This is a genomic window from Dyella sp. AD56 (genome assembly GCF_002878475.1).
Classification (GTDB): domain Bacteria; phylum Pseudomonadota; class Gammaproteobacteria; order Xanthomonadales; family Rhodanobacteraceae; genus Dyella.
The window spans coordinates 462,118-475,841 of sequence record NZ_NRDP01000001.1; the positions used below are offsets into that span (position 1 = coordinate 462,118).

The 13,724-nt window shown below is 56.1% G+C and carries 19 protein-coding genes; 2 read left to right on the forward strand and 17 right to left on the reverse strand.

Features of this window, described 5'->3' with window-relative positions:
- Positions 1-29 precede the first annotated feature (29 nt).
- A complete protein-coding gene (locus DyAD56_RS23795) occupies positions 30-182 on the reverse strand; it encodes a hypothetical protein (protein WP_158241226.1) in 153 nt (50 codons plus the stop codon).
- Between the two features lie 198 nt (positions 183-380).
- Between DyAD56_RS23795 and DyAD56_RS02035 the strand changes: the two genes are divergently transcribed.
- Positions 381-602, forward strand: coding sequence for a TonB-dependent receptor (locus DyAD56_RS02035; RefSeq protein ID WP_146010414.1), 222 nt, complete (start codon positions 381-383; stop codon positions 600-602).
- A gap of 156 nt (positions 603-758) precedes the next feature.
- On the opposite strand, the gene DyAD56_RS02040 is transcribed toward DyAD56_RS02035, so the two are convergent.
- The 3 genes from DyAD56_RS02040 to DyAD56_RS02050 form a co-directional block, all read right to left on the reverse strand.
- Positions 759-1,181, reverse strand: a complete 423-nt coding sequence (locus tag DyAD56_RS02040) for an SgcJ/EcaC family oxidoreductase (RefSeq protein ID WP_102301046.1) — start codon at positions 1,179-1,181, stop codon at positions 759-761.
- A 138-nt stretch (positions 1,182-1,319) separates the two neighbouring features.
- Complete coding sequence (locus tag DyAD56_RS02045) at positions 1,320-2,135, reverse strand: alpha/beta hydrolase (RefSeq protein ID WP_199178858.1); 816 nt, start codon at positions 2,133-2,135, stop codon at positions 1,320-1,322.
- Between the two features lie 167 nt (positions 2,136-2,302).
- Positions 2,303-2,926: a type II CAAX endopeptidase family protein gene (locus tag DyAD56_RS02050; protein ID WP_233202249.1), complete on the reverse strand. Its 624-nt coding sequence runs from the start codon at positions 2,924-2,926 to the stop codon at positions 2,303-2,305.
- Positions 2,927-4,118: 1,192 nt separating this feature from the next.
- On the opposite strand from DyAD56_RS02050, the gene DyAD56_RS02060 reads away from it, so the two are divergent.
- Complete coding sequence (locus DyAD56_RS02060; RefSeq protein ID WP_102301049.1) at positions 4,119-4,973, forward strand: PA4780 family RIO1-like protein kinase; 855 nt, start codon at positions 4,119-4,121, stop codon at positions 4,971-4,973.
- A gap of 205 nt (positions 4,974-5,178) precedes the next feature.
- On the opposite strand, the gene DyAD56_RS02065 is transcribed toward DyAD56_RS02060, so the two are convergent.
- The 13 genes from DyAD56_RS02065 to DyAD56_RS24170 form a co-directional block, all read right to left on the reverse strand.
- Complete coding sequence (locus tag DyAD56_RS02065; RefSeq protein ID WP_102301050.1) at positions 5,179-5,937, reverse strand: hypothetical protein; 759 nt, start codon at positions 5,935-5,937, stop codon at positions 5,179-5,181.
- A gap of 163 nt (positions 5,938-6,100) precedes the next feature.
- Positions 6,101-6,853: a hypothetical protein gene (locus tag DyAD56_RS02070; RefSeq protein ID WP_102301051.1), complete on the reverse strand. Its 753-nt coding sequence runs from the start codon at positions 6,851-6,853 to the stop codon at positions 6,101-6,103.
- 664 nt (positions 6,854-7,517) lie between these two features.
- Positions 7,518-7,784, reverse strand: coding sequence for a hypothetical protein (locus tag DyAD56_RS02080; RefSeq protein ID WP_102301053.1), 267 nt, complete (start codon positions 7,782-7,784; stop codon positions 7,518-7,520).
- Between the two features lie 65 nt (positions 7,785-7,849).
- Entirely contained in the window at positions 7,850-8,284 is a 435-nt protein-coding gene (locus tag DyAD56_RS02085) for a hypothetical protein (RefSeq protein WP_146010415.1), read from the reverse strand.
- A 137-nt stretch (positions 8,285-8,421) separates the two neighbouring features.
- The gene (locus tag DyAD56_RS02090) at positions 8,422-8,682 is read right to left on the reverse strand and encodes a hypothetical protein (RefSeq protein WP_102301055.1); all 261 of its coding nucleotides are present in this window, start codon (positions 8,680-8,682) and stop codon (positions 8,422-8,424) included.
- A gap of 115 nt (positions 8,683-8,797) precedes the next feature.
- Complete coding sequence (locus DyAD56_RS02095) at positions 8,798-8,992, reverse strand: hypothetical protein (RefSeq protein ID WP_102301056.1); 195 nt, start codon at positions 8,990-8,992, stop codon at positions 8,798-8,800.
- Positions 8,993-9,483: 491 nt separating this feature from the next.
- The gene (locus DyAD56_RS02105) at positions 9,484-10,644 is read right to left on the reverse strand and encodes an AAA family ATPase (RefSeq protein WP_102301057.1); all 1,161 of its coding nucleotides are present in this window, start codon (positions 10,642-10,644) and stop codon (positions 9,484-9,486) included.
- A 98-nt stretch (positions 10,645-10,742) separates the two neighbouring features.
- Positions 10,743-11,042, reverse strand: a complete 300-nt coding sequence (locus DyAD56_RS02110; RefSeq protein WP_102301058.1) for a hypothetical protein — start codon at positions 11,040-11,042, stop codon at positions 10,743-10,745.
- 61 nt (positions 11,043-11,103) lie between these two features.
- Complete coding sequence (locus DyAD56_RS02115) at positions 11,104-11,481, reverse strand: hypothetical protein (protein ID WP_102301059.1); 378 nt, start codon at positions 11,479-11,481, stop codon at positions 11,104-11,106.
- 105 nt (positions 11,482-11,586) lie between these two features.
- Positions 11,587-11,967, reverse strand: a complete 381-nt coding sequence (locus DyAD56_RS02120) for a hypothetical protein (RefSeq protein WP_102301060.1) — start codon at positions 11,965-11,967, stop codon at positions 11,587-11,589.
- A gap of 477 nt (positions 11,968-12,444) precedes the next feature.
- On the reverse strand, positions 12,445-12,765 hold the full coding sequence (locus DyAD56_RS02130) for a hypothetical protein (protein WP_102301062.1): 321 nt from the start codon (positions 12,763-12,765) through the stop codon (positions 12,445-12,447).
- Positions 12,766-12,855: 90 nt separating this feature from the next.
- Positions 12,856-13,263: a hypothetical protein gene (locus DyAD56_RS02135; RefSeq protein WP_146010416.1), complete on the reverse strand. Its 408-nt coding sequence runs from the start codon at positions 13,261-13,263 to the stop codon at positions 12,856-12,858.
- Positions 13,264-13,531: 268 nt separating this feature from the next.
- A partial coding sequence (locus DyAD56_RS24170) for a hypothetical protein (RefSeq protein ID WP_233202250.1) occupies positions 13,532-13,724 on the reverse strand: 193 nt, incomplete at its 5' end.

Below are 13,724 nucleotides of genomic sequence, written 5' to 3' on the forward strand. Positions count from 1 at the left end.
GGTCGCCGCATTATGTTCTCGAATGTGACTCAGGCTGTCGACTCTTCACAGATCAGTGTCGCGGCCAGAGCGGCGAACTCCCCTTCCGGCAGGTAGATGGAGGTGATCGGTCTCGTGTGAATGGCGATGTCTGCCATGAGAGTGAGCGGCAGCATGAAAGCCCCATTTTTTTGGTCACCCATTCATTGGATTCGTTCCTATGCGGTCTCGAAGGACCGAACCAGAATCTAGGCAGTGAGGTTGAAAGGACGGGAGCGCCGTTAACGTAGATGCTCCAGCCATCAACTCGAGACCGCGCGCTAAAGCCCCGGAAAAACTCACGCTTCGAAACCAATGATGGAGTAGGGTGAAGCGGCGAACCCTATATGGATGGCGTGACCATGATTGACGTCGTTGGCTTGACCCGTGATGGCTACATTTACAGCGCCAGATACGGTGGCGTCGCGAACGATGGCGTCCGTTGGTCGGCGACCTTTCAACGGAATGGCATCTCCAGAGGCATACGCCATGGAACACTTGTCGGCATATTGAAACTGTCCGACGCCGACCTGCGGATCGCAGTCAAGAACGACATTGAGGACACCTGGGCCGGCGGATACTGAGCCCTAGCTATCGGCGGGGCGCTGCTTGATATATCACTTCACCTGTCCGCGCGGGTTGCTCGGGCAAATGTGCGCTCCAACGCGACAGAGAAATGCTCCGCCGCCAATGAAGTGTCAGGCATCGTGGTCATCATGTACCAACGTTGCGAGGTTGCATTAACCGCGCAAGATCGGCTCCCCAGTCCGCGGGTTGGTTAGAGTCACATTCTCGAGCGCTCGAATGCGCCAGATCTCGCCCTGTTTCGACAATACTGCGAGGATCAGCGTATCCACTATATGTGGTCCGGCCGGGTGGGCGACACCGGCTGCCAGGCGACTCCAAAAATGTATGACCACCGCTCCGTCGGCAATGTGAGCGACATCAATAAGCTCATTTTCTAAAGTGGAGTCGCGATAGATTGTTTCGTGAATGGGCGCGTGGAGCGCCACGATCTCATTGATGCCTTGGACATAGTGACCGAAGCGATTTACAAACGTCGCGTCTTCATCGAACAGACTTCCGAGAGCAGTCATGTCGTGAGCGTTCCAAGCAGCCTGGAAGGCACCTGGCGCATCTTCGGGTCTTTTCATTCTAGTCATAAGTCATTTGGCCGGCGGTGATAGATCAATCCCGTCTCTGAAGGGTCTGCTTCGGGTCAAATGCGGGCGTTCCAAGCATGGCGCTTCTATCACGACATTTGCCAGCGGCAAGAAGTGAAAAGAATGAGGGCCGAATGGCTATCGGGCCGCCCGGTCGATAAGCAGCTCAGCAAAGCGTTCGGGCTGTTCAATGTCTGGGAAGTGCCCGCAATCTTGGAAATGCACGATGTCCGCTTGCGGTACGCATTCGTGTAGCGTTTTGGGGTCTGTGCATCGGTGAGAGTGATCCTTCTCACCCCAGATCATCGTGCACGGCGTCGTCGTTCCGCAGAGCGAGGCCATCTTTTCTCTTGCCAACCCTTGAACCACGCCGGCAAGGCAAAAGTTCGCTCCAGTAGAAAGAGCGTGCAACGCCTTTTCTCGAAAAGCTGTTGGATCCGTTGTCCTGGGAAGCGCCATGCCATACCAACTAGCGGCTGCCCTTTGGCGAAAAAGCCACGCTGCGATTTGCCCAATGACAGGTATGCGCAATGGCCTGGGGATAACGCGAGTTGTCCAGGCGTGCATGGCTGTGAGCGACGGAGTCTGTGATAGGAACAGATGCGAAACCCGCTCTGGCGAGAGCTTGGCAGCACGTAAAGCATAAAAACCATTGGCGCAACTAAACGCCAAAGTGGCTTTCGCTATACCCAGGCCATCAAGTACGCCAAGGACAGCACGAGCACCTTGATCCAACGAATGCTCATAAGAATGATTGGGGCTAGAGTAACCAAACCCAGGCATATCAAAACACACGACACGCAACTGTCGCGAAAGAAGATGGATTAATGCATCGTAGTGTTCGATGACATTGGGCCCATCAGGAACCATCACGACGCACGGCCCCGTTGTTCCTGAGTCATAGACACGCACGGTGCCCACGGGCGTATCGATAAAACGGAAAGATCGAGCCATCCCGGGGATGCGCGCTCGTCGTCTCGCCGAAATACGGGCTAAGAGACTGTCTACCAACGCACCGATCATACTTGTCCTGGAAGCAGGCTAAATGAGACCGCAACGGTAACAGTCTTCGCTTTCGCCAAGGTCTGCTATGTGTTGCAACGACCGGCTGAAGTCGCACCTCAAGGCATGGCCGCAAGTAAACCCGGGATGTTGAAAATGATGTGGACTAGAACGGCTGGAATCAGGCTGCCGCTTCGTCGCCGCAGTTCGCCCGCCAGCAAGCCAAGAACCAGCGCGGCTACCGCGGTCCAAGGGCCGACTGCCAAATGAACCGATGCGAATAGAAGAGCTGCGATGACCAGTGCAGCGATGTTTGCCTGTGCCATCACGGGAACGGGGTTGGTGAGGCTGTGAGCAAATGTCGTCTGCAGCAGTCCTCGGAATATCAGCTCCTCCTGCAGTGGCGATCCCAATCCAAAGTAGATCCACGCGATGGCTGGTGTGAGAACAACGCCCGCCAAGGGGCCGGGCTCATGGGCGAATGTCAGCAACGTATTGACAAGCCATGCGAGCGGCACAGCGATCAACATGGCCAAAATCGCGCTTTGCCAACGGCACCAGCGGAATCCAAAGTTGGCGAGATTCAGTGCCATGGAGGAGTGGCGCAGCGCCCACATCAGCGACAGCGCAATCATCGTGCTCACTACGATGATCACCGGGATAGCATTTGCCATAGGAAGATGCAGGTTGGCGACCAGGGCAAACGTCGGGATGTATACCGTTAGCAATAGCGCCGCAGTCACGGCGAATGCGCGTATCCAATGCCTCTGTGGAGAATGCGATCTCATCATGGTGAATTGATCCTTTCTCAGGTGTTGGTGGCCAGGCAGTGCAACTATGCGCCCAGTTCAGGATCAACAGCCTTTGGGGGCATCTCGCTCGGGGTAGAGATGTGATCCCAGCACCCATCCCGGACCTTCAGCGCAAGCTTGAATCCAGCTTGTCCAGATCGCCCGGACGACATCACCAGCCCTCTCCGTTGCTCCTCGTTTATGTCCGGTCTGGGTTGCCGTTTCAACCGGTCAACGCAACACTTTGGCCAAATCGCATTGCCAAACATTTCAGCGTCTTACGCCCATCCCCGTGGCCCGTCTAACGATCCTGGCCTGCAATAAGGCGACTCGCACCTTGAATTGAGGCACCTTCCGTCTGCTGGCCTTCGAGCCATTGAACTGGGCTCCGTATCCAATCGCAACGGGCCTTCTCCTGTCACCGTGTCGAGGTGTTGCGTTGACCGATTGAGCCCGCAGTCGAAAGCGGACAGCTTTTTGCCATCAAAGCCATGCACAGGCCGGCTCAGGTATCGTGATATTCGAAACCGTCCCTTCGGCGGAGACATCGATATATACCCTCTGGAGGCAATTCTCCAAGATGGGTGGCCTCTGCCTGCTGCAATCAAGCCTTGACGCATCGCTACCCGTAGCTGTCCTCGGCGATAGGCAGGAAAGCTTCAGTTCGCTCAGCTTGGAAACGGCGTCATCTTTCATCATGCCGAGATGAACTCGTGACGCTACCGACTTCTCGAACCCCGCTTGATTCAGGCAGCCAGCGAGCCCTGTCGTAAGCAGCAGCAAAGCAAATAGCTCAAAAGCCCTTTTCATGCGTGCCATCCTTGTATGGGGGAGACGAATATCCGCTTGGGTTCGAAAGCCGACATTAGATCGCCAGCCACTCTGTATCGCCCCGGCTTGAATCGGCAGAGCATATCGGTAGCCGTTCAATCTACGGTGTTTGAGAGGCCTACCTTCCGTTGACGCTCGATACCCGGAAAAGCTGGCTGCCAAGGCCGGTTCGCTGCAAGAAGCGGCGTCTCAGTCGCCAGGCGAAGGCGGTTGTGAGCACGCGCCCCAGCTCTGGATGGCTACGCCTGCTCAAAAATGCGAAAATTATCAGTCAATGGCCGCTCTCGCTGCGCCGACCTCCCCCAGAGATACCTTGAAGACCCCCCAAGGCTTACAGGCGCTGATCGATGACGGCGTCATTGATGAAGTGCTTCGACCACTCAAGAGTGGCAAAGAGGCAGCGGTATACGTTGTCCGTAGCGGCGGCGAAATACGCTGCGCAAAAGTTTACAAGGACATGGCACAGCGCAGCTTTCAGCAACGCGTGCAGTATCAGGAAGGGCGCAAGGTGCGCGGCAGTCGCGAGGCGCGCGCTATCGGCAAGGCCAGCAAGTACGGGCGCAAGCAGCAGGAAGTCGCCTGGAAAAACACCGAGGTTGATGCGCTCTACCAATTGCGCGCCGCTGGCATGCGCGTGCCTGAGCCGTACGGTTATTTTCACGGTGTACTAGTGATGGAGCTAGTCACCGACGCCGAAGGCTACGCTGCGCCACGCCTGGGTGAGATTGAACTCAGTGCGGAGCAAGCGCGTGAATACCATCGTGTGCTGGTGCGCCAGGCGGTGCTGATGCTCTGCAGCGGACTGATTCATGGCGACCTATCCGCATATAACGTACTGGTTGGTCCGGATGGCCCGATAGTGATCGACTTTCCACAAGTCGTCAGTGCCGGAGGAAACAACGCGGCGCGAACGATGCTACTGCGTGACGTCAACAACCTCACGGCACATCTTGGACGCTGGGCACCGGAGTTATTGGACACGTGGTACGGCGAGGAGATGTGGGCGCTGTTCCAAGCCGGCGAGCTGCAACCAGATACGGAACTGACCGGCGAGTTCGAGCCAGACGAAACCGAGGTCGACCTGGACAGCATCCGCCAGTCCATCAATGATGCACGTGAAGAAGCCCTGATCCGACAGCAGGGCCGCGAAGCGGCAGCGGAAGAATAGAACCTGATAGTAGCGCCACGCCCTCATCGGCGAGGCATCGTTGGCGCCCTTGCCGCACGCGACTTTGTTGATGCGCGATTGGCAAACCAACACGAGGCCCCGACGAACCTGCAGCGGTCTCGGTAGCACCATTGTTCACAGGAATCGAGTGGATGAATTATGTCCGTTATTATGGGTCGGAAGCAGACCTTACGGCTCATCGTGCTCAGCCTCCTACGCCGTTAAAGAAACTTGCCATCGCTTGAACTTTTGGCGATATCTCCCAAAGCGTTGCGGATGTTTGGCAGGACCTATCGGTCAACACCATGGGTGTCGCGCCGGACTGAACGCCGACCACTCCTATTGGCGTATTGTCTAGAATCCCTACCTTTGAGAGACCATGCGCATCCTGCCGTAAAACTAGGGTTTTCCATCGGGTGCATGGCGGGTCGGATGGTTCGTCGAAAGGCTCGGCTATTTTTTCAACCGGAACAAAGAAGAATGTACCGATGCCGCCAACATCCATGGCTTTGATGTGGCTGCTTGACTTGGCGTTCAGCGAATCCGGGAATCCGGTGGCGATCAAAGTCAGTTCATCCTCAAGGAGATCACGCAAAGTTGGCTTTTCCCGATTGATGTCGCGCGTGCTCAATAGCCTTATCTCTCTGTCATCCGCGCTGACGAAAGTGACCTGAAGCTCGGTGATTCTGCTCCCCGGATCCCGCTGCGGCATCGAAGCCAGGCACTTTCCTGGTTTAGGTGAGCCATAGAGCCACAGTGGCCGCCCGGTGCCGCAGATGGACTGGATGTCTTGGGTGTTATCAGACGGGATCTGCGCCCAGTATCGACCACTGTCATCATGCTGAATGAGCGCAAAGGACGTTCCGGAAATGTTGGTCTCACCCTCTGGCCAGGTGGATGCTGCATGGACGCAACCAGGTGCGATAGCCGAGATCAACAGTGGAAGCGTGGTAATGGGCTTCATGGGATGATTCCTTCAGTGGGAGCGCCCCCTGGACCGACCGGTTCACGCGAACCGAATGTCCGCTTCGGGACGAAAGCGGACATTGCCAGTCTCGGCTCGCTACCTTGTATCTCGCGCGCGAGACATCAACGCAATAAGGCATCCCTGCTCCTATTTCCGCGATCTACCAATCAATCACTCCGGCATGGCTCCGCACGACCTTCGCTGCCGTGTCTACTGGGTCACCACCACTGGCCCTCTTCAGCAAAACCTCGCTTTGATCCTTCCCGAAATCAAGAAGATAGATATAGGCGGACAGGGTATCCGACATGAGCGGAAGGGAGGGAGGGTCAGTGACCGGATTGGGCAACGGTTGGTGATGCGCCCACAGGGCATTGGCGCTGCACACGAATAACGCCAGGTCCCCAGGCTGGCCTTGCGAGAGCAAGACAACTTCCTCCTCCGACCAAGAGTCGCTCTGCCACTTCCTGGCGATCACATGAGGGTTCTTCACCAAATCAACGTCTGAAAATGGACGCATCATCGGGTCCCTGCTGGTATAGGAACGCCGTACGACCTGCACCACCAGATGCCGCTCCAGGTCGATGCCGAACCATTCGGACAGACCGTTGTTCAGGCCGCCACCGACAAAACTGCTGGTATAGCCTTTGCGGATTCGCTCGATTTCGGGTGGCACCGAAACAAGCTGCTTGTTGCGTACCTCGAGCTTGCCACTAGCCTCCTTGTCGAACGCTGCCTCCTGCTCGAAAGTACCCGAAGGAGCCAGTCGCGGCGCGGCCACCGAAGTATCGACCTTGGTCGATCCGAATGACGCTCCGTAGCACTGAGGACCAGGACGGCTCTGCTCGTCCGCCGCATGGGCCACTCCAAGACTTGCGCCTAAAGCGATTAAAAAGAGTCCCTTCATCAACCGCATGATGGCTTCCTATGGTTTAACTGAATCCGGACTTCCGGCGAATCGGTATAGGGTCACTGCCAAGATTGCTTACAGCGAAACCAAGTTAGTTTTTCTTGCCAGCGCACACCTTTCGGCGTGCCTCGTAAGACCCGAAGATCCACCTCCTTGATGACGCGCAACGGTGTGACCCTTGAACTTCCATGTCCGCTTTGGGTCGAAAGCGGACACGTTGGTCCTTACCTTAGATCAGGCGGAAGACTCGGCCAACGGTTCGACATGCCATCAAAAACCAGCATTAGACGGTTGTGGCTTCCAGGCTTAGGCGGTCTGAAACGGAACTGTTCCAAGGCCCTTCGGGCTTCGAAAGCAATCCCTCCTGAATCCACCTCCGCCCTGATGTCTACCGGTCGGCCGGTCGCATCGACTAGGAAGCTAAAGCGGACGCACTCATATGAGCCGTTTCGGGTAGGCATTTCGCCAACCGCGGGCTCAAACATCACCGCATGTGTGATCTGAGCTTCGGATTCATCCAACTGGCGACGGTACAGAACAGATCCGCACCCCTGCGTTGCATACGCAAGCTCAGAACCAAGAAAGAACATTACCGGCAGCATTCAACACCTCGTACTGGCAATTTTTCCCTTTTCTTTCGAAGGTCAGCCCTGGGTCGGAAGCGGACCTTCTACTCGCGGCAAATCGCCGCCTCAAAGTACCTGTCTGCGTCGGCCATCGTCTCGACAATGGCGGGCACTTCCGTAGCGCTCCAGAACGGAAGGCGCCATTGCGGATCGTGTCCTTTGCTCAGAACGGAGGCAGACAACAGACCGTCCGCCCGCTTCACAACCACTGTCACCAGATCAAGATCCGGCAGATAGCGTTCGAAAAGCACTGCACCGCCCTGGCCAAGGGATGGGTTCCAGATTCCGCCATACCTTTCTTCCCATGCCATGACGCCTCCTTGCCCCTTTTGGGTTGCCGTCAAAACGTCTGCTTCGGGTCGGAAGCGGACATTACCTATTCATGCCGCTGAGCCCAGAACAGCATCGTCTCGACGCTTTGCTTCAATTTAGCTTCGCTGCAGCTATCAATTAGCTCACTCAAGAACGCGACAACCTCCTCCCTTCCAAAAATCTTGCACCAATACGAAGGGAGTTCGCTGACACTTAGGTTCCAGTGCTGAGCCGACGCGTAAACAGATGCGTCCAGTGAGAGAGGGGACGAAGGCGCCACGCTTAGCAGGATGGTGGCCGCTAGCTTCTGCCGTTCGTAGTGGTTCTCCTGCAAGCTCGAATCATAGAAGAACGACATGAGGCCAAAGTAGACCTCTCTTTCAGGTGCATTAACGCAACCGAAAATGAGTTGTCGCTGCTGCTGCGGGTTTGACGCGCCAAGCTCGTCAGCCGCTGCCGTCACCTTCTCGACTACCTTGACGCGATCCCATGAGTTCACAAGGTCACCTGACTCGCCCATTCCATAGACAACAGCCCCATTTTCGGCCCTCTTGGGCCTTACCGCCTTTTAGGTCCGCTCTGGGTCGAAAACGGACGTTCCAAGCAGGCCAAGCGTGTAAAGCTGGCCCGCTGGAGTCAGTCAACGCTTTTAAGCCATCCTCTGGCGGAGACGTATAGCTTCACGTCGTTAAAGCTGGCATCTGTTACGTGATACAGATAGCCGAAAGCGAGAAGGGAGCCAGATGCCCTATTGAGTGCTTCTGCATCCTGAATGATGGTCAATGGCAAATGTTCCAAGCCGCGCACGGAGCGAAGAGGTGGAATCTCTCTTCCTATGACTCGTTGTATCTTCTCCACCATTTCGATGTTGAGAGAACTGATGTTCTTTTCCGTCATGGCCCCTATCACGTCCCGGCTGTGAATTTCCCTTTGAATATCAGAACGTCTGCTTCGGGTCGGAAGCGGACGTTTCCCCTATTAGTAACGGCGTGCGGACAAGACGCAGGCAAACCTAACCAAAAATCAGCACTGCGAGTAGCGCCGCAGCGCTCGCGCCCGCCACCGCAATGCCCGCCCAATAAAAGCCGGGGTCTTCCGACTTCTTATAGGTGTGCACCAGAAGAACCACGCTGCCGGACTTGAGCCCGTGAAGCATGCCGACAAAGAGCACGAGAAAAAAGAAGAAGATGATTCCCTGTTCGCTCATTCATGCAACTCCAACAGCCCATTTTTCCTAGGTCCGCTATGGGTCGAAAGCCGACCTTCCAGCATCAGGCCTAATCGGGGCGTCCTGTCATTTGCTTCACGCGCCCCCATGCCGTTGTGCCACCCTCCCAAACCTCGAAGGTCTTGCCAACTTCGAACATCGGGAGTGCTAGATCAGCCCTAAGTAGCCAAACGTTCGCATCAAAGACAGCCCCTGGGACTGGCCCTCCCTTGAACTCAAGCATCGCAGACCAGTGTTCGTCGTTCTGCTTAAGCACGGTACGCCACCTGCCGTCCGGCAAAGCGCTCTTACGACCGCCAAACTCTGTAGGAAGCAACTCAATCTCAGCGACAAAGTCCGGCAAATCTCTTCCAGCCATGATCAGCTCCTGCTGAGACACCGCTTTAGCCTCCGTTGGCGATCTGTCCGTTTCGGGTCGGAAGCGGACATGAATCTTCAATTAAAACCATAGCAACGTCATGAGGGCTGATTTACCGATCTGGCCAATACCAAGCCGGTTCATCCAGCTCGCGCAATCCTGAAACGCGCGTTTGACTGAGTTCTTTTTCCAGCGAAATAACGTTGCACGATGGAATCTCTTTGAGCGCCGCGATAAGGCGCGCAGCATGCGATACCACCCATACTTGACTCCGCGACGCAGCATGCGCAATCAGTCGCGCGAGCGCCGGGAGAAGGTCGGGATGCAGGCTAGTCTCGGGTTCGTTCAACACCATCAGCGGCGGTGGCCGGGGTGTGTGCAAGGCGGCGATCCATAGCAGATAGCGCAGCGTCCCATCCGAGAGTTCGGCGGCCGACAGCGGACGCAGCAGGCCATGTTGTCTAAAGCGCAAGCTGAAGCGGCCGTCACTTACCGCCACCTCAACGGATCCACCCGGAAAGGCGTCCCGGACTGCGGCATCAAGCGCCTGAGGATCGCCAACCTCGCAAATAGTCTGCCAAGCAGCCCCAAGATCGCTTCCGTCGTGGCTCAGGACTAGCGTTCGCGTACCCAGTTGCGGCAAACGTGCAGGTGCCGCCGCGTCTGAGCGGAAGTGATCGTAGAAACGCCAAGCGCGTATCGACTCGCGCATCATCATCACTTCCGGCGCGCGCTGTGGATCAGCCATCTGCGTGAACACGCTTTCGAACACATTGAGATGCTCGGCCACTACACGCCAGCTTCGCCCATCTTTTACCCGCGCCATGGGACCGCGACGATCGACCAAAACATTGGACGCGCGCAAGAAGGCACCGGACCAAATCGCTTCGCACTTGATTTCTGGATCAAGCTCGAATGCGCCATTAGGAGGCTTTGGAAATCCGAGGTCGATCGCATAACCAAAGTCCACGCCGGCAAATCCGAGCTTAAGCGCCACTGGTTCTTGTCGCAGGCCACCCTGAATCGGGACCTCACCCTGCCGCATTCGCCGCGTAATATTTTCAGGCCCAGCCCATAGCGTCGACGGCAAACCGCCTTCACGCGCCAGCGCATTCACTACACCGCCATGTGCCGTTTCTGCGAGCAATCTAAGAGCACGATACAGATTCGATTTGCCGCTACCGTTGGCACCCGTAATCAGATTCAACTGACCTAGAGGGAGGATGATGGATCTTAGGGAGCGATAATTGGCGATGGCTAGCGTATTCAACATGGTAGGCGATCCAAAAAGTCCGTTTCGAGACATCCGCTTTTCGTTAGGCTTGACCGCGTATCGCTAGAAGAGTCCGGTTTGGGTCGGAAGCGGACGGTTCAGACGCCCCTGCACAACATAAGAGCAGTGAAGGAGGACACGCCAAATTGGACAAAAGCGTAGAACGCGATGGCGCCAGCAAGTCCAAGTGAGTCCAAGGTGCGCACCATCAAGGCTCTCGCCAGCAGGATAGAGACAGATAGGGCAGACAGCGCAACCGATGAAAGCAGGATGTAAAAGCCAGTGTTGCTGCATGGGGCTGCCACAATGATCCAACAGAAGCCGACGACAAATACGGCGATGGAAGCAAAGATGAGCCGCTTTGCCGTCTTCTTGAGCAGATTCGGTACCCCTTCCATTCGTTCCTGCTCCTCGTAAAAGGTCCGCTATGGGTCGAAAGCGGACATTCATTTGCCGCTATCAATCGAACTTTGGATCTTTTGAAATTGCGTAGGCCATGTGAAAGATAAAGAGCACCGTGGCGTCTTTGAGCGCTGTAAGCAGCCAGAAGAGGAGCGGCGAATCAGATTGGAGAACCGTCAATGAACCACCTGCGCGGGATGTCTGAGATGATATTCCCATGGATACCTCGATGAGCAGCGATCCAAAGAGCCCGCTTGCGAACAGATACATGGCACTGGCATAAGCTGCCCTCGCTGCACGTTTCAACCGCGTCATCACGCGCGGCTTTATGGATTCAGCAAAGCGCGCCCCGACTAACGTCGTGCATAGTGTGCCGAAAACCAGCGCGCCCCCGGCGTACATCGAAAAATTGGCCAGCTGGGCCAATGACGGCATCTACATTTCCTTTTGTCCGCGCGTCTAGAAACCAAATGTCCGCTCTGGGTCGAAAGCGGGCCCAATCAAACAAGTCAAATGGCCTGCGAACAACGGTCGGACTGACTACCTGGGGTTTACTCGATGCTCTAAGACGCGACCGTCGGAGCCAATATCAATGAAGAGTTGCCCACCCAACTGACTCTGACGTGCCCCTACTTTCCAACCGCCTCGTTCCGGCTCCAGCGAAAACGCCGGCTCCCATCTCAACTGATGGCTGACGGCATATTCGCGAGCGATACGGAGCGCCTCAGAAGCATCCAGGTGTAGATCGTCCGGGATCAACATTCCTGTTGATTGACTGACGCGGAAACTCAGGGAGGTCTCGACATGAACAACCCACTCGCCATCGCCAAGTCCAATGAAGTAGGAGGCGCGACGATGGACTCCGTTGTGGGAGGCAGCGCTGAGCGCCAATTTCAGGGTTTGAATCTCGTCCGTGTCCACGCAGATGACTCTTCAATGTGTGTTTGTTATGTCCCCTTCGGGCCGGAAGCGGACGTTTCTTCCTTGTTGCGACGTTCGCCCGCAGGCGCTTAGGTCTTCAATCTGCCAATGAGTGGTACTACCTCCCGTAGAATTGTATTCGCAAGAAGCTCTTTGGCTTCCTCGCCAATCGTTCTCGCGGCTCGAAAGGAGACTGACATGGCCATCGGAGTCTCCCCGGTCCAACACTGAATCTTCACCCCATGTACGTCCGTCCCCGACACGTAGGTGCCTTGGGCATCGCTGTCTCCTCGACGCCAGGAGAATTCGGGCAGGGCTACGGAAACGATTGAGAGCACATCGCTATCAGTAAGCACCGACTCTACGTCGATCGAGATGAAGTCCTTCATTCAGCCCCTTCGGATTGGTCAGCCACTCAGCCTCAAAAGAGTCCGCTTTGGGTCGAAAGCGGACATTCCAATTACGTCACTTGTGCCCTCAGCTCCGAAGATACACAACTTCGTGCCTGACTCTCGATTGCAGCAGGGCATTCAGCGTGGCCATCTCCGGACCATCGACCCTAAGGCCCGCCGAATGTCTGGCGAAGGCAAATGGCACCGACTTGCGCCAGATTTCAACCTCGCGGACGACGATCTGCACTGGAATAGATTCGACGAGTTCGTGGCTACCGTCTTCGCAAACCCGCTCTTTAGCTACGCGATTAAACAACGTCCCCACCGGGAGCTGCACGGCACCGTTTCGCCCACTTAAGAGGCTGCCATCCAACACTTCCTCTAACTCGAACTCCGGGCCATCCATGCCGATCTCCGAATGCCAATAAGGAAGGAAAAAGGTCCGCTTTGGGTCGAGAGCGGAAATTCTCTTACGTGTCTATTGGCCAGCGCGACGCTAATTCTTGAATCGGGCCCAAGCGTCAGCAAAAACCGGCAACTTCACAAGCTCATCGATGATCGGCAGCATGCGATCGTCCTCGTTTGCATGCTGACGCAGAGGTCCGGCGGCATAGTAGACGGCTTCCTCCCGCATATTCGGCAGCGCCTTCTTCAACTCATCGAGTACTACCGTCGGCTGCACCCCGTCGGCGGCGAGGCGGCACAGGATCTCAATCGCGTTGCCCTGAGTCCAGTCGTATTCACCCAAGACAACGCGCCATAGGACGGGCAACGAAGGTTCGCCGATGGCATACAGGATTTCGAATATTGCAAACTGACGGACCGCCATCCAGCTACCCAGACCTGAAAAGCGTGCCTTCAACTCTTCGGGTGGCTCCGTCTCGGAATGAAAAGCAAGGGACAAGGGCTCAATCGCGCCTGCGCCGAGGGACTGCGCAGCTGACGTAGCGCGTTGTCTAAACTCGGCTCGATCGGCTGAAGCTGCTACCCAACGAACGGCCGTCGCGCACTCGTCCGACCCCGACTTTGGGGCTAGCGGAGTCTGTGCCTTCCGCGGTTTCTTCTTGAATATGCCAAACATCACTCCCCCTGATGAAACTTTTGGCCGCCACCACAACTCCACGCCCTAAGCCCAAGTATCAATTAGGTCCGCTTAGGGTCGGAAGCAGACCTTAGCGATACAACAACGTTGTTGCTGACCACCATACAGCCATCAGGCCAACGGCCAGCGACAACCACGCCTGCCCCACGGTCGACCAGGACGCTTCGTCGCGCTTGCAAAAGGCCGCTTGGAATCTCTCCACGCCAACGTTGGCGAGAAAATAGACCACCATCAAGAGGCCACAAAGGCCAAGCAGAGCTAAC